Annotated in this window: 19 protein-coding genes; 14 read left to right on the forward strand and 5 right to left on the reverse strand. The window is 64.2% G+C overall.

Features of this window, described 5'->3' with window-relative positions; all coding sequences use genetic code 11:
* Positions 1-661: 661 nt before the first annotated feature.
* Positions 662-1270, forward strand: coding sequence for a 2'-5' RNA ligase family protein (locus G6N73_RS06555; protein WP_206078700.1), 609 nt, complete (start codon positions 662-664; stop codon positions 1268-1270).
* Positions 1271-1459: 189 nt separating this feature from the next.
* On the opposite strand, the gene G6N73_RS06560 is transcribed toward G6N73_RS06555, so the two are convergent.
* Positions 1460-2374, reverse strand: a complete 915-nt coding sequence (locus G6N73_RS06560; protein ID WP_165025007.1) for a LysR family transcriptional regulator — start codon at positions 2372-2374, stop codon at positions 1460-1462.
* Between the two features lie 99 nt (positions 2375-2473).
* Between G6N73_RS06560 and G6N73_RS06565 the strand changes: the two genes are divergently transcribed.
* Complete coding sequence (locus tag G6N73_RS06565; RefSeq protein WP_165025009.1) at positions 2474-3649, forward strand: MFS transporter; 1176 nt, start codon at positions 2474-2476, stop codon at positions 3647-3649.
* 38 nt (positions 3650-3687) lie between these two features.
* On the forward strand, positions 3688-4722 hold the full coding sequence (locus G6N73_RS06570) for an aldo/keto reductase (protein WP_165025012.1): 1035 nt from the start codon (positions 3688-3690) through the stop codon (positions 4720-4722).
* On the opposite strand, the gene G6N73_RS06575 is transcribed toward G6N73_RS06570, so the two are convergent.
* The 4 genes from G6N73_RS06575 to G6N73_RS06590 all read right to left on the reverse strand — a co-directional run bounded on the left by G6N73_RS06575 (position 4719) and on the right by G6N73_RS06590 (position 8181).
* Positions 4719-4886, reverse strand: a complete 168-nt coding sequence (locus G6N73_RS06575; protein WP_165025015.1) for a hypothetical protein — start codon at positions 4884-4886, stop codon at positions 4719-4721. The two genes, G6N73_RS06570 and G6N73_RS06575, sit on opposite strands and share 4 nt — an antisense overlap.
* 31 nt (positions 4887-4917) lie before the next feature.
* Positions 4918-6336 (reverse strand): TRAP transporter large permease subunit, encoded by a 1419-nt coding sequence (locus tag G6N73_RS06580; protein WP_165025018.1) that lies wholly within the window; start codon positions 6334-6336, stop codon positions 4918-4920.
* Positions 6333-6977 (reverse strand): TRAP transporter small permease subunit, encoded by a 645-nt coding sequence (locus tag G6N73_RS06585; protein WP_165025021.1) that lies wholly within the window; start codon positions 6975-6977, stop codon positions 6333-6335. Before G6N73_RS06585 ends, G6N73_RS06580 begins: the two co-directional genes overlap by 4 nt.
* A gap of 88 nt (positions 6978-7065) precedes the next feature.
* The gene (locus G6N73_RS06590) at positions 7066-8181 is read right to left on the reverse strand and encodes a TRAP transporter substrate-binding protein (RefSeq protein ID WP_165025024.1); all 1116 of its coding nucleotides are present in this window, start codon (positions 8179-8181) and stop codon (positions 7066-7068) included.
* A 181-nt stretch (positions 8182-8362) separates the two neighbouring features.
* Between G6N73_RS06590 and G6N73_RS06595 the strand changes: the two genes are divergently transcribed.
* The 11 genes from G6N73_RS06595 to G6N73_RS06645 all read left to right on the forward strand — a co-directional run bounded on the left by G6N73_RS06595 (position 8363) and on the right by G6N73_RS06645 (position 23988).
* Positions 8363-8965 (forward strand): ANTAR domain-containing response regulator, encoded by a 603-nt coding sequence (locus tag G6N73_RS06595; protein ID WP_165025027.1) that lies wholly within the window; start codon positions 8363-8365, stop codon positions 8963-8965.
* Positions 8962-10203 (forward strand): CmpA/NrtA family ABC transporter substrate-binding protein, encoded by a 1242-nt coding sequence (locus G6N73_RS06600; RefSeq protein ID WP_165025030.1) that lies wholly within the window; start codon positions 8962-8964, stop codon positions 10201-10203. Before G6N73_RS06595 ends, G6N73_RS06600 begins: the two co-directional genes overlap by 4 nt.
* Positions 10204-10557: 354 nt before the next feature.
* Positions 10558-11961, forward strand: a complete 1404-nt coding sequence (locus G6N73_RS06605; protein ID WP_165025033.1) for a CmpA/NrtA family ABC transporter substrate-binding protein — start codon at positions 10558-10560, stop codon at positions 11959-11961.
* Between the two features lie 77 nt (positions 11962-12038).
* Positions 12039-13127: an ABC transporter permease gene (locus tag G6N73_RS06610; RefSeq protein ID WP_165025036.1), complete on the forward strand. Its 1089-nt coding sequence runs from the start codon at positions 12039-12041 to the stop codon at positions 13125-13127.
* 10 nt (positions 13128-13137) lie between these two features.
* On the forward strand, positions 13138-14889 hold the full coding sequence (locus tag G6N73_RS06615) for a nitrate ABC transporter ATP-binding protein (RefSeq protein ID WP_165025039.1): 1752 nt from the start codon (positions 13138-13140) through the stop codon (positions 14887-14889).
* 5 nt (positions 14890-14894) lie between these two features.
* Entirely contained in the window at positions 14895-17345 is a 2451-nt protein-coding gene (gene nirB / locus G6N73_RS06620) for a nitrite reductase large subunit NirB (protein ID WP_165025042.1), read from the forward strand.
* A 5-nt stretch (positions 17346-17350) separates the two neighbouring features.
* On the forward strand, positions 17351-17680 hold the full coding sequence (gene nirD / locus G6N73_RS06625; protein WP_165025045.1) for a nitrite reductase small subunit NirD: 330 nt from the start codon (positions 17351-17353) through the stop codon (positions 17678-17680).
* Between the two features lie 220 nt (positions 17681-17900).
* Complete coding sequence (locus tag G6N73_RS06630; protein ID WP_165025048.1) at positions 17901-20801, forward strand: nitrate reductase; 2901 nt, start codon at positions 17901-17903, stop codon at positions 20799-20801.
* An 87-nt stretch (positions 20802-20888) separates the two neighbouring features.
* Complete coding sequence (locus G6N73_RS06635; RefSeq protein WP_206078701.1) at positions 20889-21899, forward strand: GlxA family transcriptional regulator; 1011 nt, start codon at positions 20889-20891, stop codon at positions 21897-21899.
* Positions 21900-22003: 104 nt separating this feature from the next.
* Positions 22004-23308 carry a M24 family metallopeptidase gene (locus tag G6N73_RS06640; protein WP_165025051.1) on the forward strand — a complete coding sequence of 435 codons (1305 nt, stop codon included), beginning with the start codon at positions 22004-22006 and terminating at the stop codon, positions 23306-23308.
* Positions 23308-23988 carry an isochorismatase family protein gene (locus G6N73_RS06645; RefSeq protein WP_165025054.1) on the forward strand — a complete coding sequence of 227 codons (681 nt, stop codon included), beginning with the start codon at positions 23308-23310 and terminating at the stop codon, positions 23986-23988. Before G6N73_RS06640 ends, G6N73_RS06645 begins: the two co-directional genes overlap by 1 nt.
* Positions 23989-24301: the final 313 nt, after the last annotated feature.

A 24301-nucleotide genomic window follows, 5' to 3' on the forward strand; every position in this document is an offset into this window, starting at 1 on the left:
TTGGCGCAAGCTTCTCCTTTGCCACGCTGCGTTTCCGCCCTGGCTATTGTGAGAGCCCTTCGACCCTTCGACAAGCTCAGGGTGAGGGTAGTCGGGAAGCGGGGCGCTTGGCCGAGCCTTCCGAAACTAAAATACGTGGCACGACTTTCGCGCCCCGCCGGCGATTTCTGTCCCCGCCCGTTCCGCTGCGCAGGGCCGGCTATGACGCCGCTTCAGCCCTTGCGGGCTTGGCGCCATCGCGGCGATGGCTTTTCACCACCGCCTTCGCCGGTCCCGCCTGTGTGCTCCTCCAGCACGCCGGGACCGTAGTGTCCCGAGGGGAACCATTGGACGGAGCCTCTCCGGCCCCATGGCTTCGTCGGCCATAGAGCGGAAGCGCCGATCCTTCCCCGCTTTCGAACGACTCCGGAGCGTTCCCGGCAGGAAGGACGGCTGCAATTATGCGGGAGAGGCCAACGGTGAGGCACAAATTTTCTGCATTTTTCTTGCCTGACATTGAAAAGAAAGCGTTATTTTCGCTGCGGCTGGGTGGTTTATCCCCGGAGAGGGGGCGGTTGCCTCCCTTCCACGATGAATCTGCGCGAGCATCGTAGCTTGAGTATGTTCATGTTTTGTTCTAAAATGCGACATGCAGACGCAGAACTAAATCGGGAGCATCCCTGTGCGGAAAGCCGCATTCAGTCGCGCCGCAAGTGCATGGCAGCCGGCCTTTCCGGGCATGGAGCTCAGGCGGCTCGACAATATCTTCTTCGCGACCTGTCCCGACGAGGCCGCCGCCGCCCAGATCCACGACATCGCCAAATCGACAGTTGCCGAATTTGGACTGCGCGGCCGTCTGCTCGACAGATTGTGTCTGCACATCACGCTGCACGGTGTCGGTGAATACGAAGGATTGCCGCGATCCAGGATTGCGCAGGCGAACGAAGCCGCACGCTCCATTTCGATGCCGGGCTTCGATGTCGGTTTCGACCGCGCCATGAGCTTCGGCGGCAATGGGCAAAACCGCCCTCTGGTCCTGAGCGGAAGCGTTGGTCACGCCGAGCTTCGCCGGCTGCATCGGCTGCTGGGCGAGGCGATGCGGAGGGTGGGGCTCTGGAGGACGGTTCGAAGCTCGTTCACCCCGCATGTGACGATGCTCTACGATTCCCGCACCGTAGCCGAAAGGCCGGTGCCGCTCGTGCGCTGGACGGTGCGCGAATTCGTCCTCGTCCACAGTCCGCAAGGCCACTCACGCCACAATCATCTCGGCCGGTGGGAGTTGGCTGGGTGAACGGGCAGGCGGTCGGGATCCGCTGTAAGGCTAGTGCATTTCCGTCTCAAACTGCCCCTCATCCGCCTGCCGGCACCTTCTCCCCGTGAATTACGGGGAGAAGGAGGAAGCTCCAGCGCTCGCGAATCCCTCTCCCCGTTCTTCACGGGGAGAGGGTAAGGGTGAGGGGCTGCTTCCACTAACCCGCGCTTACCCCCGAAACGCGGGCGCTGCTCGCTCGGCCAAAAAGTCGAGCAGCGCGCGGACCCGTGCGGGAAGCGGGCCGCCCTGGCCGAGATAGACGGCGTGGACTTCTTCGAGATCGCCGGGATTGCAGTCTTCGAGCACCGGCTGCAGGCGGCCGGCGCGGATGTCCTCGCGCACCGCGAAGGCGGCGAGCCGCGCGAGACCGACGCCCGCCACCGCCATGACGCGCAACGCTTCGCCGTCGCTCGTCTGGATGTTTCCGATCGTCGGGAGTGTGATCATTTGCCCGCCGCTTGTCAGCGGCCAGCCCTCGATAGAGCGTAAATAGCAGAAGCCGAGCCGGTTGTGTTTTTCCAGATCGGCGACGGTTTTCGGCTCTCCGGCGCGAGCGAGATATGAAGGTGCCCCGACGATCATCATCCGCGTCGCGCCGAGCTTGCGCGCGATCAGGCTGGAACTCTTGAGCGGACCGGCTCGAACCGCCACGTCCATGCGCTCTTCCATCAAATCGATCACCGCGTCGGTCTGCACGATGTCGAGCGAGACATCGGGATAACGGGCGAGGAATTCGGGCAGAAGCGGCGCAAGTATATGCGTGCTGAAGGAGGCGTTGGTGTTGAGGCGGATGCGGCCGACCGGCCGGTCGCCCGAGGCAGCGGCGCGCTCCGCCTCCTCCATGTCGGCGAGAATGCGCGTGGCGCGGTCATAAAAGGCCGAGCCCTCCGGCGTCAGTTGCAGCTTTCTGGTCGAACGGTTGACCAGCCGCGCGCCGAGACGCCCTTCAAGGCGGGCGATCAGCTTGCTCACCGCCGACGGCGTCATCCGGACGGCGCGCGCAGCCGCCGAGAACCCGCCCAGTTCGACGACGCGCACGAACACGTCCATCTCGCCTGAGCGGTTGATCTCCAATCGAGCCATGATGAGTTCAACTCACAAATGCTATTCCCGGCAATGGTCTAGCTCATCATCCGCGACGCGTCCATCTAGAGGCGAACCAACCGTCGGGGATGTTCCTCCATGCCTCTCGCTCTTTATGCCCTCACCGCCGGCGCCTTCGGCATCGGCGTCACCGAATTCGTCATCATGGGCCTGCTGCTCGAAGTCGGCGGCGATCTCGGCGTTTCCGTCGCGACCGCCGGCCTGCTGATTTCCGGCTATGCGCTCGGCGTCGTGGTCGGCGCGCCGCTGCTTACCGCCATGACCAGCCGCTGGCCGCGCAAGCAGGTTCTGATCGTGCTGATGGTGATCTTCACCCTCGGCAATGCCGCCTGCGCGCTGGCGCCGAGCTACGGTCTGCTGATGGCGGCGCGGGTGCTCACCGCTTTCGCGCACGGCACCTTCTTCGGCGTCGGATCGGTGGTCGCCACCGGCCTCGTCGCGCCGGACAAGCGCGCCTCGGCCATCGCCGTCATGTTCACCGGGCTGACCGTCGCCAACATTCTGGGCGTGCCGTTCGGCACATGGCTCGGCCAGCAATTCGGCTGGCGCGCCACATTCTGGGCGGTCGCGCTGATCGGGCTCGTCGCGCTCGCCGTCATCGCGCTGCTGGTGCCGAGGGACAAGAGCGCGCCGCAGGCCGAGGACTGGCGCGCCGATCTGAAGGCGATGGCGCGCCGGCCGGTGCTGCTCGGGCTGCTCACGACGGTGCTCGGCTATGCCGGCGTCTTCGCGGTGTTCACCTATATCGCTCCGGCGCTGACCGAGATCACCGGCTTCTCGTCGGCCGCCGTGTCGCCGATCCTGCTGGTCTTCGGCGGCGGGCTCGTCGCCGGCAATCTTCTCGGCGGCAAGCTCGCCGACGCCAATCTCGTGCGCACCGTGTTCGGCACGCTTGTCTTGCTCGCTGTGGTTCTTGGCCTGATGACTTTCGCGCTGCAGGACCGCATCGCCGCTGTCCTGTTCGTCGGGCTCTTGGGCGCGGCCGCCTTCGCCACCGTTGCGCCCCTGCAGATGTGGGTGCTGGAGAAGGCGGACGGCGCGGGCCAGAGCCTTGCATCGAGCTTCAACATCGCCGCCTTCAACCTCGGCAATGCGCTCGGCGCATGGGCGGGCGGCGTGGTGATCGCGCATGGAACCGGCCTGGCGACCATTCCGCTCGTTGCGGCGCTCTTTCCCGCCGCAGCCGTGCTGATCGTCGGTCTCAGCCTGCATCTCGACCGCAGGCAGGCGCTGGCCGCGCCGGCGACCTGCTGAGCCTGACTTCCCAAACCCAGCAAAATCGGAGACACATCATGGATTATCGACGTTTAGGCGCATCCGGCCTGAAGGTTCCCGCACTCAGCTTCGGCGCGGGCACGTTCGGCGGTTCAGGGCCGCTGTTCGGCGCCTGGGGCAGCACCGACGTGACCGAGGCGCGGCGGCTGATCGACATCTGCCTCGAGGCCGGCGTCACCCTGTTCGACACCGCCGATGTCTATTCCAACGGCGCGTCGGAGGAGGTGCTGGGCCAGGCCATCAAGGGCCGGCGGGCGGATGTGCTGATCTCGACAAAGACCTCGCTGCCGATGGGCGACGGGCCTAACGATTCCGGCTCCTCGCGCTCGCGGCTGATCCGGAGCGTGGACGACGCCCTGTGCCGGCTCGGCACCGACTATATCGACCTGTTGCAGCTGCACGCCTTCGACGCCGGCACGCCGATCGAGGAAGTGCTGTCGACGCTCGACGACCTCGTCCGCGCCGGCAAGCTGCGCTATGTCGGCGTCTCCAACTTTTCCGGCTGGCAGGTGATGAAGTCGCTCAGCCTCGCCGACAGGCACGGCTGGCCGCGCTACGTTGCGCACCAGGTCTATTATTCGCTGGTCGGCCGCGACTATGAGTGGGAACTGATGCCGCTGGGGCTCGACCAGGGTGTCGGCGCGCTGGTCTGGAGCCCGCTGGGCTGGGGCCGCCTGACCGGCAAGATCCGCCGCGGCCAGCCCCTGCCGGAGGGCAGCCGGCTGCACCAGACCGCCGAGTTCGGGCCTCCGGTCGACGATGAGCGCCTGTTCGATATCGTGGATGCGCTGGACGAAGTGGCGCTGGAAACCGGCAGGACGATCCCGCAGATCGCCATAAACTGGCTGCTGCAGCGTCCGACCGTTTCGTCCGTCATCATCGGCGCGCGCAACGAGGAGCAGCTTTGCCAGAATCTCGGCGCGGTCGGCTGGTCGCTGACCGCCGACCAGATCGCCAGGCTGGACAGAGCAAGCAGCGTCACCGCGCCCTATCCCTATTTTCCATACCGGCGGCAGGAAGGTTTCGCCCGGCTCAACCCGCCCGCGGTTTAGCGGCGGCGCGGCCGCAACTGGATCCAGAGGTCGTAGGCGGCGAGCGCGATGCCGAGCAGGATCGCGCCGCCCAGGTCGACGCGCGGCACGAACCGCAGAACGACGCCGAAGAAGGCTAGCAGGGACAGGAAAGCGAGCAGTGCGAAGAGCCGTTTTCTGGTCATGCCGAAATCTCCGGTGTCGTTTGCCTGCCTGTCAGCCGTAAATGAGGTTCGGCAGCCAGTAGACGATCTGCGGGAAGAGATACATCAGGATCATGCACAGGATCACGATCGACATATAGGGCATCATGCCGCGAAAAATGTCCGAGATCCGCACATGCGCGGGCGCGATGCCCTTGAGGTAATAGGCCGACATGGCCATGGGCGGCGACAGGAACGCCGTCTGCAGATTGACAGCCACCAATATGCCGAAGAACAGCGGATCGATGCCGAAATGCGGCAGCAGCGGCAGGAAGATCGGAATGAAGATGACGATGATCTCCGTCCATTCCAGCGGCCAGCCCAGGAGGAAGATGATCAGCTGCGCAACGATCAGGAACATCAGCGGCGACATGTCGAGGCCGGTAACGAACTCGCTGATGAACTGCTGGCCGCCGAGATAGGCGAAGATCGACGCGAAGGTCGCCGAGCCGACGAACAGCCAGCACACCATCGCCGTGGTGCGGGCGGTGAGATAGACGCTCTCCTTCAGCCGCTGCCAGGTCAGCGCCCGGTACGCCGCCGCAAGCAGCAGGCCGCCGAGCGCGCCGATCGCGGCTGCCTCCGAAGGGGTCGCGAAGCCGAACAGGATCGCGCCGAGTACGGCCAGGATGAGAAAGGCCAGCGGCACGAACGAGGTGAACATCATCCAGGTGATCTCGAGGAACGAATGGTCCCCGACCTGCTCCTTGGTCGGCTTCGGCGCGAGATGCGGCTGCAGCACGGCCTTGCCGACGACGTAGGCGAGATAGAGGCCCGCCAGGAAGATGCCGGGCAGAAGTGCGGCCGCATACATCCGCACCACCGAAACGCCGGACGTGGCGGCATAGACGATCAGCAGGATTGAGGGCGGGATGAGAATGCCGAGCGTGCCGCCGGCGCAGATAACGCCTGAGGCGTATTTGACATCGTATTTCGCCTTCAGCATCGCGGGGAAAGCCAGCAGTCCCATCAGCGTGACGACGGCGCCGACGATGCCGGTGGCGGTCGCAAACAGCGTGCAGGTGATGAGTGCGGCCACGGCCATCGAGCCGGGGAGGCGGCGGGTGGCGATGAACAGCGTGTTGAACAGCCGGTCGACGATGTTGGCGCGTTCGACGATGTAGCCCATGAACAGGAAGAGCGGGATCGCGGTCAGGACGTCGTTGGCCATGACCGAATAGGTCTGGTTCACGAACAGGTCGAAGATGCGGTTGTTGAAGAAGCCGCCGACCCAGGATTCGGTCAGCGTCCAGCTGTCCGCGCCGGATTCGACCGCGCGTTCATAGCTGCGCCACATGCGGCCGGCGTCGAAATAGGCGTAGTAGCCGAACGCCACCCCCAGCGCCATGAGCGTGAAGGCGACCGGAAAGCCGAGAAAGATCGCCAGGAGAAGGATGAGGAGCATGCCGACGGCAATTTGAGGATCGCTCACTGGTCGTCGTCCCTCTTATTGTCCGTCGGCTCGTAGCCTGACGGAATATCGGTAGCCTCCGAACCGTGCTTAAGCACGTCGAGCGTCTTGGCCTGCATCAGGATTTTTTCCGTTTCCTCGACATCGTCGGCGGCGCGAACCCACTCGCCGGTGCGCAGGCAGATGATGCAGCGGAATACCTGCGCGATGCCCTGCAGGAACAACAGGATGCCGGCGGCGATGATGACCGACTTGAACTGGAAGATCGGGATTCCGGCGGGGCTGTTGGAACTCACCTCCAGATAGCTCCAGGAGCGCGCCGCATATTTCCAGCCGGCGAAGACCAGCGCCAGCACGCCGGGAAAGAAGAACAGGAAGTAGAGCACGAGCTCGACCGCCGCCTGGGTGCGCGGCGGCCACAACCGGTAGATGAAGTCGCCGCGCACATGGCCGTCGCGCGAGAGCGAGTAGGCGCCCGCCATCATGAACAGGGTGCCGTAGAGCATGTAGCTCATGTCGAACGCCCAGGGCGTCGGCGCGTTGAAGGCGTAGCGCACGACGACCTCATAGCCGATGCCGAATGCCATCACGATGATGCACCAGGCGAAGACCTTGCCGAACCATGCCGACAGATCGTCGGCAAATCGAATGTAGCCGTGCATCGGCTCTCTCTCTCTCTCCCGCATGTATGCCAACACGACGGAACGGGGCGGCCAAGCCGCCCCGTCAGGAAATCACAAGCCCGCGGACCTAAATCTTGTCCGGGAAATAGTGCTGGTAGGCGAGTTTGTAATCCGGCGCGTTGAGCAGGCTGTAATAGACGACGCGCTCGCACCAGGCCTTCTGGCTGTCCACCACCTTCTTGAAATACGGATCTTCCATCAACGGCGGCAGAATCTTGTCCCATGCCTCGAGCTGCGCCTCCAGCACCGAGTCGGGCGTGCGCTTGACGTTGACGCCGGATTCGGTCTGCAGCTTCTGCAGGTCGGCCGAATATTGCTGCATCGCCAGCGCGTAATTGGCCAGGTGCGCCGATTCGACGCCGTATTTCAGGATCGCCTGAAGATCCGGATCGAGGCTCTCGAAGGTGTCCCTGTTGAAGATGTATTCGAAGGATTCGCTCGCCTGGTGGTAGGAGGCCAGCATGTAGTTCTTGGCGACGTCCTGTGCGCCGAAGCGCATGTCGGAAGTCGGGTTGTTGAACTCGAAGCCGTCGATGACGCCGCGTTCCATGGCAGGCACGATTTCGCCGCCGGGAAGCTGCGCGACCGACGCGCCCATCGACTGGAACAGGTCTGCGGCAAGACCGACGGTGCGGTATTTCAGGCCCTTGAGCTGGGCGGCGTCCGTGATCTCGTTCTTGAACCAGCCGAGCGGCTGGGCCGGCATGCCGAAGGACAGGAAGCCGACGATGTTGAGGCCGAGAATGTCTTGCGTCAGCTCGCGATAAAACTCGTTGCCGCCGCCATGATAGAGCCAGGCGATCATCTGGTTGGCGTCGCCGCCGAAGACAGGGCCGGTGCCGAACAGCGAAGCGGCCTTGTTCTTGCCGTACCAGTAGACCGGCACGGTGTGCGCCGCGTCGATCGTGCCGTCATGGCAGGCGTCCTGCACCTGGAAAGCGCCGACCACCGCGCCCGCGGGCAAAAGGTCGATCTTGAGGCGGTTGTTCGACATTTCCTGAACGCGCTGGACATATTGCGCGGCCATCTCCTGGAAAATGTCCGAGGCCGGCCAGGACGATTGCATTTTCAGCGTCACCGGCGCCTGGGCGAGCACGGCCGGTGCGGCAAGCGTGCCGGCGGCGGTGGCGCCCGCCGCCGTCGTTCCAAGGAAGCGTCTGCGCGAAATACCCTTGCCAGTCATGATTTCCTCCCAAGCTGGTCATGATTTTTGATCTTCAGCGGGAGACAGAATAGGGCAACATCGACGCGATGCAAGACCGGACGGGTTGCTTGCCTATATCCAGAGTTGCAACGGGAACGCACGCGTTTCAGCTTTTAGCATAGTGCATTGCACAATCCGTTAGCATGCGCAAAATGGCGGCATGGCCCCCAGCTCACTCGCCATCCTCGTGATCGACGAAAACCGCATTCGCGCTTCCATCATCGAAGCCGGATTGCGCGAGGCCGGGCATGACCGGGTGACGGTCATCCACGATGTCGCCGGCATCGCCCGCCGGATTGCCGACATCGCGCCGGACGTCATCGTCATAGACCTCGAAAATCCCAACCGCGACATGCTGGAGAACATGTTCCAGCTATCGCGCGCGGTGAAGCGGCCGATCGCCATGTTCGTCGACCGCTCCGACCAGGCCTCGATCGAGGCGGCGGTGGATGCCGGCGTCTCGGCCTATGTGGTCGACGGGCTGAGGCAGGAGCGGGTGAAGCCGATCCTCGACATGGCGATCAGCCGCTTCAACGCATTTTCCCGCATGGCGCGCGAACTCGAGGAGGCGCGCAGCGAACTGGAGAACCGCAAGGTCATCGACCGCGCCAAGGGCATTCTGATGAAATCGCGCGGCCTCTCCGAGGAGGCGGCCTACACGCTGCTGCGCAAGACCGCCATGAACCAGAACCGCAAGATCAGCGACATCGCCCAGAGCCTGGTGACGGCCGCCGGATTGCTGGGCTCGCCGGAGGAGCCATGACCGGAAACGCCGAGCACCAGATCACCGCCGGCTTCATGCCGCTGCTCGACAGCGCCTTGCTGGTCGCGGCAAGCGAAATCGGCTTCGCTGCCAAGGAAGGCGTCGCGCTGACGCTGGTGCGGGAGACCTCCTGGGCCAACATCCGCGACCGGCTCGCCGTCGGCCATTTCGATGTGGCGCACATGCTGGCGCCGATGCCGATCGCCTGCAATCTCGGCCTGACGCCGCTTGCCTCGCGCACCGTTGCGCCGATGGCGCTCGGCCTTGGCGGCAATGCGATCACCGTTTCGAATGCGGTCTGGGCAGCGATGGAAGCGCAGGGCGCGCGGCCGGATCTCGATCCGAAAGGCGCGGGCGCTGCTCTGAAGGCGGTGGTCGCCGAGCGCGCCGGAGGCGGCGGCGAACCGTTGCGTTTCGCAGTCGTGCATCCCCACTCCGGGCACAATTACGAGTTGCGCTACTGGCTCGCCGCCTGCGGCGTAGCCGAGGGCGACATCGAGATCGTCATTGTGCCGCCGCCGCTGATGGCGGACGCGCTGCGCGCCGGAAACATCGACGGCTACTGCGTGGGCGAGCCGTGGAACACGGCCGCCGCACTTTCCGGCAGCGGCAGGATCGCTACCGTGAAGGCCGCGATCTGGCGGTCCAGCCCGGAAAAGGTGCTGGGCGCGGGGGCCAAGTGGGCGGAAGCCAATCCCGAAGCACTGGCTGCGCTGCTGCGGGCGCTCTACCACGCCGCGATCTGGTGCGCAGACAAGGCCAATCATGCCGAACTCGCATCCTTGCTCTCCAGGCCGACCTATCTGGGCAAACCGGAAGAGTGGATGCTTCCCGCGCTGTCCGGACGGATCCGGACCGGCGGCGATGGAGAACGGCTCGTCGAGGATTTCTTCATTCCGCTGGCCAAGGCGGCGACCTTTCCGTGGAAGAGCCACGCCCTCTGGTTCTACACTCAGATGGTGCGCTGGGGGCAGATCCGGCACAGCCCGGCGCATGAAGCCATAGCGCGCGACTCCTATCGCCCCGACATCTACCGTTCGGCGCTGAAGCCGCTCGGCGTGCCGCTTCCCGGCGCCAACGCCAAGGTCGAAGGCGCGCTGACCGCCGCCACGCCGGTCGGCTCGGCCGGCGCGAGCCTGCTGCTCGGGCCGGATGGATTTTTCGACGGACAAGTCTTCGATCCCGATGAGATCGAGAGCTATATCGCCGCACAGAATTCCGGCCGCTCAGACCGCTGATCATTTCCGCGCCATCTTTGTGCGCTGCACAACATTTGTGCTTCTGCCTAGCCGAAATGATCATTGTTTGGACCAGAGAGGCTCGCCTCTGATCCAACGGCAATTTCTTTAGTTAACTGATTTAGTTGCGCATTTTCCATTTTTCTTAAACTGGCACGGTTCCTGCTTCCCTAATAACAGGCCCACAAGGTCACGGAATAGACGTCCAATGGCGGGCGTCACAGGCAAAGCTGCCGATCAGGAAATCGCACTCCCGGATGTACGGAGGCGACGGCCTGGCCGGCAGCTTTTTTGTTTAGACCCGAGCACGCAATCGAAACCGCAGTCTCCCACTGCCCCCGACCGGAGAACCCGATGACGAAACGGATCGCATCTCTCATTCCCAACCGCCGGACGCTGCTCTTGGCTGGCGCGGCCTTTCTCGCCTTGCATCCCGCCAGCATCGACGCTCGCGCGGAAATTCTGGCCGTCGAGAAGGACGAACTGAAGTTCGGCTTCATCAAGCTGACCGACATGGCGCCGCTCGCCGTCGCCAAGGAACTCGGCTATTTCGAGGACGAGGGCCTCTACGTGACGCTTGAGCCACAGGCCAACTGGAAGGTGCTGCTCGACCGCGTGATCACCGGCGAACTCGACGGCGCGCACATGCTGGCCGGTCAGCCGATCGCCGCGACGATCGGCTTCGGCACCAAGGCCGATTTGGTCACGCCCTTTTCCATGGATTTGAACGGTAACGGCATCACCGTCTCCAACGCAGTCTGGGAGATGATGAAGCCGAACATCCCGATGGAAGGCGGCAAACCTGTCCATCCGATCAAGGCCGACGCACTGAAGCCGGTGGTCGAGAAATTTAAGGCCGAGGGCAAACCCTTCAACATGGGCATGGTCTTTCCGGTCTCGACCCACAATTACGAGCTTCGCTACTGGCTGGCTTCGGGCGGCATCCATCCCGGCTATTATTCGCCTACCGACGTGTCCGGCCAAATCAAAGCCGATGCGCTGCTTTCGGTGACGCCACCGCCGCAGATGCCGGCGACCCTCGAGGCCGGCACCATTCTGGGCTATTCGGTCGGAGAGCCATGGAACCAGGCCGCCGTGTTCAAGGGCATCGGCGTCCCAGTCATCACCGACTATGAGATCTGGAAGAACAATCCGGAGAAGGTGTTCGGCCTGACCAAAGAATTCACGGAGACGTATCCGAACACTACGCTGGCGCTCACCAAGGCGCTGATCCGCGCCGCGATGTGGCTCGACGAGAACGACAACGCCAATCGGCTCGAGGCTGTGAAGATGCTGGCGAAGCCGGAATATGTCGGCGCGGACGAGGCGGTGATCGCCAACTCAATGACCGGCACCTTCGAATATGAGAAGGGCGACAAGCGTGAGGTTCCGGACTTCAACGTCTTCTTCCGCCACTTCGCGACCTACCCTTACCAGTCCGACGCTGTCTGGTACCTGACGCAGATGCGCCGCTGGGGCCAGATCCCGGAGGGCCGGGAGGACGCCTGGTACGCCGAGATGGCGGCCAAGGTCTACAAACCGGACATCTACCTGAAGGCTGCCGAGATGCTCGTTGACGAGGGCAAGGCGGCCAAGGCAGATTTCCCGTGGGACTCAGATGGCTACCGCGCGCCGACCGCCGATTTCATCGACGGCGTCACCTATGACGGCCGCAAGCCCAACGCCTATCTCGATAACCTCACGATCGGCTTGAAAGGCAAGCAGATCGTTGAAGGCAGCGAAGTCGTCGGCGGTTGACAGCGCCCGAGTCGGACGCGGCCTTTGCAAGGCCGCGCCCTCCCCAGCAATACCACCAAGCCAGGACAGGATCTCAGATGTCGAACGCCACCGAAACCATCGTCGGAAGCCAGTTCGGTGCACAGGCCGAGCGGAAGGCGCTGCTCTTCACGCGCATCAACAAAGCGGCCAGATGGCTCGACGCGCTCGGCTTCGCCTGGATCACGCCAATCCTCAAGATGGCAGCGGGGGACAGCCCGAGGGAACAGTTAGGCGAACTCAAGCGCGTGCTCGTCATCCCTCTGATCGGCATCGCCATGTTTCTCATCGCCTGGGGCGTGCTCGCACCTCGGGTCCAGACCTCGCTCGGCGCCATCCCCGGACCGGTCGAGGTCTGGGAGCAGGCGGTCAACCTTTGGGAGGACCACAAGGCGGAACGGCAAAAGGAGGCGGAGTTTTACGACCGTCTGGCGGCCCGCAATGCGCAACTGCTTGCCGAGGGGAAACCCGACATGGTCAAGCAGCGCAGCTACACGGGGAAACCGACCTATCTAGGCCAGATTCTCACGTCGCTTGAGACGGTGGGCCTTGGTTTCCTCATCGCAACAATCATTGCGGTTCCGCTCGGCATCGCCTCGGGCCTGTCGAAGACCTTCAACGGCGCGATCAATCCGCTGATCCAAATCTTCAAGCCGGTGTCGCCGCTGGCTTGGCTGCCGATCGTCACCATGGTCGTCTCGGCGCTCTACATCGATCCCAGCGAAGCGATGCCCAAATCGCTCGTCATCTCGGCAGCCACCGTGACACTCTGCTCCCTCTGGCCGACCTTGATCAACACCGCGCTTGGGGTCTCCTCGATCGACAAAGATCTGGTCAATGTCGGCCGCGTACTGCAACTCTCGACCGCGACCACTATCCGAAAGCTGGTACTTCCTTCCGCGCTGCCGCTAATTTTCACTGGATTACGCCTGTCGCTCGGAGTCGGCTGGATGGTGCTGATCGCGGCCGAAATGCTGGCGCAGAATCCGGGCCTCGGAAAATTCGTCTGGGACGAGTTCCAGAACGGCTCCTCCTCGTCGCTTGCCCGCATCATGGTGGCGGTGCTCACCATCGGCTTGATCGGCTTCATGCTTGATCGCGTGATGTACGCGCTGCAGTCGGCCTTCACCTTCTCGGCCAACCGGTAGGAGGGCGCGCGTGGCATTTCTCGAAATCACCGGATTGTCCAAGGGCTATGGCGAAGGCGCCGGGCGCAGCGAGGTTCTGTCCGACATTAACCTCCAGGTCGAAGAAGGCGAATTCATCGCCATTCTCGGCTTCTCGGGCTCCGGCAAAACGACACTGATCTCGGCGATCGCCGGACTGGTGCGGCCGGACAGCGGCGCTGTAACCGTGCGCGGCGAAGAGATCGTGGGTCCCGGACAGGACCGCGGCGTCGTCTTCCAATCCTATTCGCTGATGCCGTGGCTATCGGTTCGCGGCAATGTGGCGCTCGCGGTGGACAGCGTGCTGAAGGCCAAGCCAAAGGCCGAACGCGACGCGATCACACGCAAATATATTGACATGGTCGGCCTCTCGCACGCGATCGACCGCAAGCCGGCCGAGCTTTCGGGTGGCATGCGACAGCGGGTCTCGGTAGCCCGGGCGCTGGCGACGCAGCCGGAAATCCTGCTGCTGGACGAACCGCTTTCCGCACTCGATGCGCTGACGCGCGCCAAACTCCAGGACGAGTTGGCTGACATCTCCGAAAAGGAGAAGAAGACGATCATCCTGATCACCAACGATGTCGACGAAGCAATACTGCTCGCCAACCGTATCGTGCCGCTGAAGCCGGGACCGAACGCCACACTCGGCCCGTCGTTCAAGGTGGATATCGCCTACCCCCGCGACCGGGCGGCGATGAATTCGGACGCAACCTTCATCCGGCTGCGCGGCGAGATCACGCAGTATCTGATGGACGCCGGCGCCGAGCGCGGCGAGATAGAAAGCGGCATCGTGCTTCCTAACGTCGTGCCGATCACCCAAAAGAAGGCACTGCCCGAGGCCTATCTGAAAGCGGCGCAGTCGCCAATCGAACGGCGCTACGTCGAATTCAGCGAAGTGCGGAAGGTCTATCCGACCCCGACGGGGCCGCTGACCGTAGTCGACGGCTTTGACCTCAAGATAAAGAAGGGTGAATTCGTCACGCTGATCGGGCATTCGGGTTGCGGCAAGTCGACTGTGCTTTCGATGGCCGCCGGACTCAACAATATCTCTAGCGGCGGGATCATCCTCGACGGCAAGGAGGTGACGGGGGCGGGGCCGGACAGGGCCGTGGTCTTCCAGGCGCCTTCGCTCATGCCATGGCTCTCCGCGCGCGAGAATGTAGCGCTGGGTGTCGACAGGGTCTATCCGGATGCCAGCCCGGCCGAGCGCCGGGACGTCGTCGAATACTACCTTCACCGCGTCGGCCTTGGCGACGCGATGCACAAGCTGGCCGCCGAGCTTTCCAACGGCATGAAACAGCGCGTCGGCATCGCCCGCGCCTTCTCCCTGTCGCCGAAGCTTCTGCTTCTCGACGAGCCGTTCGGCATGCTCGATTCGCTGACGCGCTGGGAGTTGCAAGACGTTTTAATGGACGTCTGGACCCGCACCCAAGTGACGGCAATCTGCGTCACCCATGACGTGGATGAGGCGATCCTACTCGCCGACCGAGTCGTGATGATGTCAAACGGCCCGAATGCCAGAATCGGCAACATCATGGAGGTAGACCTGCCGCGGCCCCGCTCGCGCAAGGCGCTGCTTGCACACTCCGACTACTACGCCTACCGCGAGGAACTGCTCGACTTCCTCGAAGCTTATGAGGGCGGCGCCGACCCCGATCCTGAGTATCTCGACGAGATCAAGAAAAAACGCGCCGAGCGCGTCGCGGCGGCCCGCAACCAAGTTCTTGTCCAGGCAGCGGAATGACAGCAATGACAGAAAAACTCGTCATCATCGGCAACGGCATGGCTCCGGGCAGGATGCTGGAGCATCTTCTGGAGAAGGCGCCCGGCCGCTATTCCATCACCATCTTCAACGCGGAGCCGAGGGTCAATTACGACCGAATAATGCTGTCGCCGGTGCTCTCCGGCGAGAAGGATTATGAGGAAATCATCATCCATGGCGACGGCTGGTACATCAAGAACGGCATCACGCTCTACAAGGGCCACAAGATCGTCGCGCTCGACCGCACGGCGAAAACCGTGACCTCCGATCACGGCGTCGTCGAACCCTACGACAGGCTGGTGATCGCCACCGGCTCGGTGCCCTTCATCATCCCGGTTCCCGGCAACGATTTGCCCGGCGTGCTGACCTATCGCGACCTCGACGACGTGCAGGCCATGCTCCTTGCGGCGCAATCGCGGGCAAAGGCGGTGGTCATCGGCGGCGGCCTGCTCGGGCTGGAGGCGGCCGCCGGCCTCAGCGAGCGCGGCATGGACGTCACCGTGCTCCACGTGATGCCGACTCTGATGGAGCGGCAACTCGATCCGGCCGCCGGCTATCTCCTGCAGCGCGCCGTCGAGCAGCGCGGCATCAAGGTCATGACCAAGGCCAACACCAAGGCGATCGTCGGCAACGGCAGGGTGGAAGGCGTGAAACTGGCCGACGGCACGGTCGTGCCCGCCAGCCTGGTGGTCATGGCGGTCGGCATCCGGCCGAACGCGGTGCTGGCCAAGGACGCCGGGGTGACGGTCAATCGCGGCATCGTCGTCGATGCCGGCATGCGCACCTCCGATCCCGACATCTTCGCGCTCGGCGAATGCGCCGAAGTGGGCGGTCAGGTCTACGGCCTTGTCGCGCCGCTCTACGAAATGGCGCGGGTGGCGTCATCGCATCTTGCCGGAGACCAAAGCGCGGCTTTCGTGCACAACGACACGCCGACGAAGCTCAAGGTGACCGGCATCGAACTGTTTTCGCTCGGCGACTTCGCCGACGGCGACGACCGCCAGGAGATCGTGCTGCGCGACGCCTCCGCCGGCGTCTACAAGCGCCTCGTGCTCAAGGACGACCGCATCATCGGGACCGTTCTCTACGGCGAGACGGCCGACGGGGCATGGTTCAACGACCTGAAGAAGAAGCAGACCGACATATCGGAGATGCGCGACACGCTCATTTTCGGCCAGGCCTATCAGGGAGGAGCCCCCCTGGACCCTATGGCGGCCGTTGCAGCCTTGCCGGATGATGCGGAAATCTGCGGCTGCAACGGCGTTTGCAAGGGAACGATCACCGGTGCGATCACGTCCAAGGGACTGACCTCGCTCGACGATGTCCGGGCGCACACCAAGGCCTCGGCCTCCTGCGGTTCGTGCACAGGGCTGGTCGAGCAGTTGATGTCTCTGACGCTCGGCGACAACTACAACCCGGCTGCGGTCCAGCCGATGTGCGGCTGCACCACGCTCGGCCATGACGATGTCCGCCGGCTGATCAAGGCGAAGGGACTGAAGACCATTCCCGCCGTCATGCAGGAACTGGAATGGAAGACCTCCTGCGGCTGCGCCAAATGCCGGCCGGCGCTGAACTACTATCTCGTGGCCGACTGGCCGGATGAATATGCCGACGATTACCAGTCGCGCTTCATCAACGAGCGCGTCCACGCCAACATCCAGAAGGACGGCACCTATTCGGTGGTGCCGCGCATGTGGGGCGGGGTCACCTCCTCCAAGGAATTGCGCGCCATCGCCGACGTGGTCGACAGGTTCGAGATCCCGATGGTGAAGGTGACCGGCGGCCAGCGCATCGACATGCTGGGCATCCGCAAGGAGGATTTGCCGGCGGTGTGGGCCGATCTCGGCAAGGCCGGCTTCGTGTCCGGCCACGCCTACGCCAAGGGCCTGCGCACGGTGAAGACCTGCGTCGGTTCGGACTGGTGCCGCTTCGGCACGCAGGATTCGACGGGGCTCGGCATCCGCATCGAGAAATTCATGTGGGGCTCGTGGACGCCGGCCAAGGTCAAGATGGCGGTGTCCGGCTGCCCGCGAAACTGCGCCGAGGCGACCTGCAAGGATGTCGGCGTGATATGCGTGGATTCCGGCTTCGAGATCCATTTCGCGGGCGCTGCGGGGCTCGATATCAAGGGCACCGAGGTGCTGGGTCTGGTGAAGACCGAGGATGAGGCGCTGGAGGTCATCGTGGCGCTCGTCCAGATGTATCGCGAGCAGGGCCGCTATCTCGAACGCATCTACAAATGGGCCAAGCGTGTCGGCATCGCCGAGATCAAGCGCCAGATCATGGACGATGCGGAAAAGCGCAGCGGCTATTACGAGCGCTTCGTCTTTTCGCAGAAATTCGCGCAGGTCGACCCATGGACGGAGCGCGCTTCCGGCAAGGACAAGCACGAGTTCCGGCCGATGGCTTCGGTCGGATTTGCGGAGGCGGCGGAGTGAACGGAATGAACTGGATTGCGATCGGCTCGATCACCGACATTCCGCAGCGCGGGGCGCGTTGCGTGGCGACGCCGCAGGGAAAGATCGCCGTCTTCCGCACGGCTGAAGACCAGGTCTTCGCCACCGAGGACCATTGCCCGCACAAGGGCGGGCCGCTCAGCCAGGGCATCGTGCACGGCGCGGCGGTGACCTGCCCGCTGCACAATTGGGTGATCTCGCTTGAAACAGGCAAGGCGCTCGGCGCCGACGAGGGCGCGGTGAAGACGATCCCGGTAAGGGTCGAAGGCGAAAGGCTGTTCATCGCGCTCGAAGCGCTGGCGTCAAAGGCAGCATGACAGTCTTGGCGATGTCCGCACCCTACGTTGCCCCCCTCTGTCCTGCCGGACATCTCCCCCACAAGGGGGGAGATCGGCCGCCTGCTTTGCTGGCGCGTGTCTTGCGATGCTGGCGATTAGCGAAAGCCGAAATGACAGCCAATCTCCCCCCTCGTGGGGGAGATGTCCGGCAGGACAGAGGGGGGCGCGACAGAACGCCCTGCCTCGAAGGCAGGCGTCAATGACAAATATGCAGGCAGCCGAGGTGAGGACCACCTGCCCCTATTGCGGGGTGGGTTGCGGCGTGCTGGCGAAGGTCGCCGCGGACGGCGAGGTGAGCGTTCGCGGCGACCCCGACCATCCGGCGAATTTCGGCCGGCTCTGCTCCAAGGGCTCGGCGCTGGCCGAAACGCTGGGGCTGGAGGAGCGGCTGCTGCACCCGGAAATCCGCGGCCGCCGCGCCGGCTGGGACGAGGCGCTCGACCTCGTCGCCTCGACATTTTCCGGAACGATCGCCGAGCACGGCCCGGATTCGGCCGCGTTCTACGTCTCCGGCCAGTTGCTGACCGAGGATTACTACGTCGCCAACAAGCTGATGAAGGGGTTCATCGGCTCCGCCAATATCGACACCAACTCCCGCCTCTGCATGGCCTCGTCGGTCGCCGGCCACCGCCGCGCCTTCGGCTCGGACACCGTGCCCGGAACCTATGAGGATCTGGAACTCGCGGATCTGGTCGTGCTCGTCGGCTCCAATCTCGCCTGGTGCCATCCGGTGCTCTACCAGCGCATCGCGGCGGCGAAGGAGAAGCGGCCCGGCATGAAGGTTGTGCTGGTCGATCCGCGCCGGACGATGACCGCCGATATCGCCGACCTGCATCTCGCCATCGCGCCGGACGGCGATGTCGCGCTGTTTTTGGGGCTGCTTGCTTTCCTCGCCGAACGCGAAGCGCTCGACCGCGCCTATATCGCCGCGCACACCACCGGCTTCGAAGAGGCGCTGGCCGCCGCGTCGGAGCTGGGAATGGCGGAGATCGCACGCCGGAGCGGCCTCGACGAGGAGATGCTTCTCCGCTTCTTCGCGCTTTTCGCCGAGACACCGAAGACAGTCACCGTCTACAGCCAGGGCGTCAACCAGTCGGCGTCGGGCACCGACAAGGTCAACGCCATCATCAACTGCCATCTGGCGACCGGCCGCATCGGCAGGCCGGGGGCAGGGCCGTTTTCGGTCACCGGCCAACCCAACGCAATGGGCGGCCGCGAGGTCGGCGGGCTCGCCAACATGCTCGCCGCCCATATGGAGATCGAAAATCCCGTCCACCGCGACCGCGTGCGGCGCTTCTGGAACGCGCCGACAGTCGCGGAGAAGCCGGGGCTGAAAGCGGTCGATATGTTCCGCGCCGTGGCCGACGGGCGCATCAAGGCGCTGTGGATCATGGCCACCAATCCGGTGGATTCGATGCCTGACGCCGATGTGGTCGAGGCGGCGATCAAGGTCTGCCCCTTCGTTGTCGTCTCCGATGTCTCCGCCGAGGCCGATACCATCCGCCATGCCCACGTAAAGCTGCCGGCCGCCGCCTGGGGCGAGAAGGACGGCACGGTGACCAATTCCGAGCGCCGGATCTCGCGCCAGCGGCCTTTCCTGCCGATGCCCGGCGAGGCCCGGCCCGACTGGTGGATCATCGCCGAGGTGGGCAAGCGGATGGGGTTTGAAGAGGCGTTTTCCCACACGTCTCCAGCCGAGATATTTGCCGAACACGCCGCATTGTCGGGCTTCGAGAATGGCGGGGAGAGGGATTTCGACATCGGCGTTCATGCCGACGTGGGCGCCGGCGCATATGAGGAGTTGGAGCCGTTCCAATGGCCGGCGCCAGCGACTGGAAGCACCCCCCTCTGGCCTGCCGGCCATCTCCCCCTCAAGGGGGGAGATCAGCCCGCATCCGCGGTTTCGCCAATCGCAGGCGTTGCAGAAGGAGCGACGAGATTGAAGCTGCCAATCTCCCCCCTTGAGGGGGAGATGGCCGGCAGGCCAGAGGGGAGTGGAGGCGATTTTACTCAATCCTCCATCACCCCGACCCCGGCGCGGCGCGCCGACCCTCTCCTCAAGGGGGAGCGTAAGGCCGCGAGCCGCTTCTTCGCCGATGGCGGGTTCTACACGCTCGACCGCAAGGCACGCTTCGTCGCCGTCGGCCCGACCGCCGAAACCAGGCCCGGCGATGAATACCCGCTGATCCTCAACACCGGCCGGGTGCGCGACCACTGGCACACGATGACCAGGACCGGCCAGAGCCCGCGCCTCTCACAGCATCTGGCGGAGCCTTTCGTTGAAATTCATCCGGCCGACGCCGCCCGCCGCGGCATTGGCGACGCCGACATCGTGCGCGTGTCGTCCACCCGCGGCGACGTGCTGGTCCGCGCGCTGCTGACCGGCCGCCAGCGCCAGGGCAGCGTGTTCGCGCCGATGCACTGGACCGACAGATTTTCGTCCAGGGGCCGCATCGACGCCCTTGTCGCGCCGCTTACCGACGCGATTTCCGGCCAGCCGGCGCTGAAGCATGCGGCGGTTCGCACCGAAAAATTTCCGGCGCGGGCATTCGGCTTTGCAGTCACGAGCCAACGCCCGGTCTCGATCGACGCCGATTATTGGGCGCTGGCCAGATGCCGGCATGGGTGGCGTGTCGAACTGGCCTTCGCCGAGGAGAAGACCGACTGGGCTGCCTTCGCGCAAACGCTGTTCGGCGCGGATGAGGGAGCGGAACTTCTCGCCTATCACGACCGCGACGCCGGACAGCACCGCATAGCCGCATTCGATGGCGACAGGCTTGCCGGCGCGCTGTTCGCCGCACCGGGACCTGTGGCCGTCTCGCGCGGCTGGGCAGCCGACCAGCTCGGCGAAACCCATGCCGGCCAGCGAAGCCGCTTCCGCATCGTGGCGGGACGCGCCGGCGCCGATCGGCCCGACGCGGGCGCGATGGTCTGCTCCTGCTTCTCAGTCGGGGCAAACCAGATCGCCGCAGCCGTCGCCGCCGGCTGCGCCAGCGTCGAGGCTATCGGAGAAGTTCTCAAGGCGGGAACCAATTGCGGCTCATGCCGGTCCGAGATCAGGGCGATCGTCAACGCCGGCCGCGTCCAGGCCGCCGAATAACCCGCGTTCGACCAGCGCGTTGACGTTTGGCTCCGGCGGGAGGAAGTATCGCGCCCGAAAGGCAATCTCTGCCCTACGGGAAGAAGAATGGCGCAACGCCCGGCAATCCGGAAAACTGACGACGCACCCGCCGCGGTTTCCGAGGCGGGGGTCAGCTTCGCCGTACTCGTTTTTCCGGGTTTTCCGCTGATGGCGTTCAGCTCCGTCATCGAGCCGCTGCGGGCAGCCAACACGCTTGCCGGTAGGAGGTGCTATTCCTGGATCACGGTCGGCCTGAGCGGCGACAAGGTTTTTGCATCCAACGGCGTTGGCATCGACCCCGACCACTCGGTGCGCACCGCGCCGGTGGTCGACCGCATCGTCGTGTGCTCGGGCGGCGACGCCGACCATCTCGTGGCCGAAGAGGCGCTGGTCTGGATCAGACGCAGCCTGCGGGCCGGCGCGCAGATCGGCGCGGTCGCAGACGCCGCCTTTTTCCTCGCCCGGGCGGGTCTGCTCGACGGCCATTCCTGCACGCTGCACTGGACCAGCCAGCCCGCCTTCCGAGAGGCTTTTCCCGATCTGGACATGCGGCGCGACCTCTATGTCATTGACCGGCGGCGCTTTACGTCCGCCGGCGGCGTCGGCAGCCTCGACATGATGCTGGAGCTGATCGCCAAGGACTATGGCGCCGAACTTTCCGCGGGGGTCGCCGAATGGTACGTGCACAGCCCGCTACGCTCGAGCGTCGACAGGCGGATGATGCCCCTGCGCCTCAGGACCGGCATCCGCGACGAACTGGTGCTTTCGGCCGTCGCGATCATGGAAGATGCAGTGGAAGACCGACTGGGAATGTCGGACCTCGCCCGCCGTCTCGGCGTTTCGCCGGACAAGCTCGAACGCGCCTTCCAGCAGGAACTCGATACCGTTCCGAGCGCCTATTACCGCAGCCTTCGGCTCAGGCGCGCAGCGGATTTGCTCGCCCACTCGACACTGCGGATTGGCGAAGTCGCTCTTTCCTGCGGTTTCTCGAACGCGTCGAGCTTTTCGCGGGCCTTCAAGGGACAATATGGCTACGCGCCCAACTATGCCCGGCGTCGCCGAGCCCCTGCGAAATAGCCCGCGCTGGCCGGCATGGTCACGGAATCTGGCATGGATTCTGCGGTTTTGTGAACATCGCAAGAGACGACGATAGTCCATCTTCCGTTCAAACGGAGATGGCCATGAGCATTGTTGTTTTTGATCCCGACAGCGTCGACGACGTCGATTTCGCCGACCGCATGCGCCACCCGGCCGCCGCCGATCCGGCGGGCGGCATGTGGCTGTCCGACACCGAGCCGTCCTTCATCGACGCGGATGCGCTGCGCAAGGGCCGGCTGAAGAAACTGCGCGACTGGATGCGGGAGGCCGGATACGGCGCGGTCTTGCTGTTCGACCCCTACAACCAGCGCTACGCCACCGGCTCGCGCAACATGTTCGGCTATTTCCTGCGCAATTCGACGCGGTATTTCTTCATCCCGACCGAAGGGCCGATCGTGCTGTTCGAGTATCCGCAGAGCTACCATGTCTCCATGGTGCTCGACACGATCGACGAGGCGCGGCCATCGAAGCTGGTCTGGTCGTCGGTGTCCGGCCGCGACGACGAGACGGCCGGCCCGTTCGCCGACGAGATCACCGAGCTTTTGAAGGCGCATGGCGGCGGCTCGATGAAGCTCGGGCTCGACCGCTGCAGCCATCTGCAGGCGCTGGCGCTGGAAAAGCGCGGCTGCGAGGTGAAGGACTGCCAGGGCGAAATCCTGGCGGTGAGGGCGGTCAAAACGCCCGAGGAGATAAAATGCCTGCAGGTCTCGATGGCCGGGGCGGAGGCCGCGGTCGCGGCGGTGCGCGAGGCGATCAAGCCCGGCGTTTCGGAGAACGATCTCTTCGCCATCATGTACCACGAGGTGATCCGGCAAGGCGGCGAGTTCATCGAGACGCGCCTGTTGACCTCCGGCCAGCGCACCAATCCCTGGTTCAACGAGGCCAGCGGCCGCAAGATCAGGCCCGGCGAACTGGTCGCGCTCGATACCGACACGATCGGCTGCTACGGCTATTATTCGGATTTTTCTCGCACCTTCCGCTGCGGACCGGGAAGGCCGACCGACTACCAGAAGTTGCTTTACCGCTTGGCGCATGAGCAGGTGCAGCACAATATCGGCATCATCAAGCCGGGCATGGCTTTCCGCGAGATCGCGGAAAAGGCGTGGAAGATCCCCGAACGCTTCATCGAGCAGCGCTACACGTCGGTCATGCACGGGGTGGGCATGCATGGCGAGACGCCGTTCATCGCGCATGCGATGGACTACGACACCTATGGCCGCGACGGGCATCTCGTGCCCGGCATGGTGGTCAGCATCGAAAGCTATATCGGCGAGAAGGGTGGGCGCGAGGGCGTCAAGCTCGAGGACGAGGTGCTGATCACCGACACCGGCACGGAACTTCTGTCGCGCTTTCCCTATGAAGACGGCTTCCTGGACGGGCATGCATAATGAAGAAATCGCTTTCGGTGATGCCGGAGACGGCGGCTTTGCTATGCGTCGATCTGCAGGAAGAACACCGGCAGGACAGCCGCTATCTGGTCGAAGGCTTCGATCAAGTGCTCGCCAATATCGGGCGGCTCCAGACGGCGGCGCGGCAGACGGCAATCCCGATCTACCATTCCGCCTATGTGGTCGACACGGCGCATGCGCAAAGGCCATTTCACCCGACCATGCCCTGTGGCAAATCCGCATTCAGCGACGTCAGCGACCCGCTGTCGGCGATCTGCCCGGAGGTCGGGCCGGCCGGTGACGAGATCGTGCTGATCAAGACTGACGCCAGCACCTTTTCGCAGGGCGAGATCAACCTGCTGCTCAAGGCGCGCGGCGTTGAATGGCTGTATATCGCCGGCGTGTGGACCGAGGCGTGCATCGCGGCGACCGTCAAGGACGCAGTCGATCTCGGCTTCCGCGTCGCGCTGGTCAAGGATGCCTGCGGCAGCGGTTCGGCCGCCATCCATCAGACCGCAATCCTCAACCTGGCCAACCGGCTCTATGGCGGCGCGGTGGTGGATACGGACGGCGCCTGCCGGCTGATGGCGGGGGAAACGATCGACGCCTGGCAGATCCAGGGCTCGGTGCCGCTGCGCTTCACCTTCGAGAATGCGGCGGAGTTGTACGAGCGACTTTGAGCCATGCTTGTCAGGCTGGCGTTCCTTCGCGCCCCCCTCTGTCCTGCCGGACATCTCCCCCAACCCGGGGGGAGATCGGCCGTCCGCTTTGGTTTCGCCAATCTCCAGCGCCGGCGGTTTGCGAGATCATCGAAGAGAGTGCAATCTCCCCCCTTGTGGGGGAGATGTCCGGCAGGACAGAGGGGGGCAACGTAGGGCGCGGAGGTGGCCTGGCCGCCTGCCAAGCACCGACGCGTCCGAACGTAGCCATTATTCTCGGCTGCGGAACGCCGCACAACAACTGCGGAAACGCGAACATTTCGGCTTCCGACCT

This window comes from Allomesorhizobium camelthorni, assembly GCF_011045125.1.
GTDB lineage: Bacteria > Pseudomonadota > Alphaproteobacteria > Rhizobiales > Rhizobiaceae > Allomesorhizobium > Allomesorhizobium camelthorni.

Excerpts from the sequence above, each read along its gene's own strand:
- G6N73_RS06560 (WP_165025007.1), bottom strand. The coding sequence starts at position 2,374 with ATGGCTCGATTGGAGATCAACCGCTCAGGCGAGATGGACGTGTTCGTG.
- G6N73_RS06565 (WP_165025009.1), top strand. The coding sequence starts at position 2,474 with ATGCCTCTCGCTCTTTATGCCCTCACCGCCGGCGCCTTCGGCATCGGC.
- G6N73_RS06570 (WP_165025012.1), top strand. The coding sequence starts at position 3,688 with ATGGATTATCGACGTTTAGGCGCATCCGGCCTGAAGGTTCCCGCACTC.
- G6N73_RS06575 (WP_165025015.1), bottom strand. The coding sequence starts at position 4,886 with ATGACCAGAAAACGGCTCTTCGCACTGCTCGCTTTCCTGTCCCTGCTA.
- G6N73_RS06585 (WP_165025021.1), bottom strand. The coding sequence starts at position 6,977 with ATGCACGGCTACATTCGATTTGCCGACGATCTGTCGGCATGGTTCGGC.
- G6N73_RS06590 (WP_165025024.1), bottom strand. The coding sequence starts at position 8,181 with ATGACTGGCAAGGGTATTTCGCGCAGACGCTTCCTTGGAACGACGGCG.
- G6N73_RS06595 (WP_165025027.1), top strand. The coding sequence starts at position 8,363 with ATGGCCCCCAGCTCACTCGCCATCCTCGTGATCGACGAAAACCGCATT.
- G6N73_RS06600 (WP_165025030.1), top strand. The coding sequence starts at position 8,962 with ATGACCGGAAACGCCGAGCACCAGATCACCGCCGGCTTCATGCCGCTG.
- G6N73_RS06605 (WP_165025033.1), top strand. The coding sequence starts at position 10,558 with ATGACGAAACGGATCGCATCTCTCATTCCCAACCGCCGGACGCTGCTC.
- G6N73_RS06610 (WP_165025036.1), top strand. The coding sequence starts at position 12,039 with ATGTCGAACGCCACCGAAACCATCGTCGGAAGCCAGTTCGGTGCACAG.
- nirB (WP_165025042.1), top strand. The coding sequence starts at position 14,895 with ATGACAGAAAAACTCGTCATCATCGGCAACGGCATGGCTCCGGGCAGG.
- nirD (WP_165025045.1), top strand. The coding sequence starts at position 17,351 with ATGAACTGGATTGCGATCGGCTCGATCACCGACATTCCGCAGCGCGGG.
- G6N73_RS06630 (WP_165025048.1), top strand. The coding sequence starts at position 17,901 with ATGACAAATATGCAGGCAGCCGAGGTGAGGACCACCTGCCCCTATTGC.
- G6N73_RS06635 (WP_206078701.1), top strand. The coding sequence starts at position 20,889 with ATGGCGCAACGCCCGGCAATCCGGAAAACTGACGACGCACCCGCCGCG.
- G6N73_RS06640 (WP_165025051.1), top strand. The coding sequence starts at position 22,004 with ATGAGCATTGTTGTTTTTGATCCCGACAGCGTCGACGACGTCGATTTC.
- G6N73_RS06645 (WP_165025054.1), top strand. The coding sequence starts at position 23,308 with ATGAAGAAATCGCTTTCGGTGATGCCGGAGACGGCGGCTTTGCTATGC.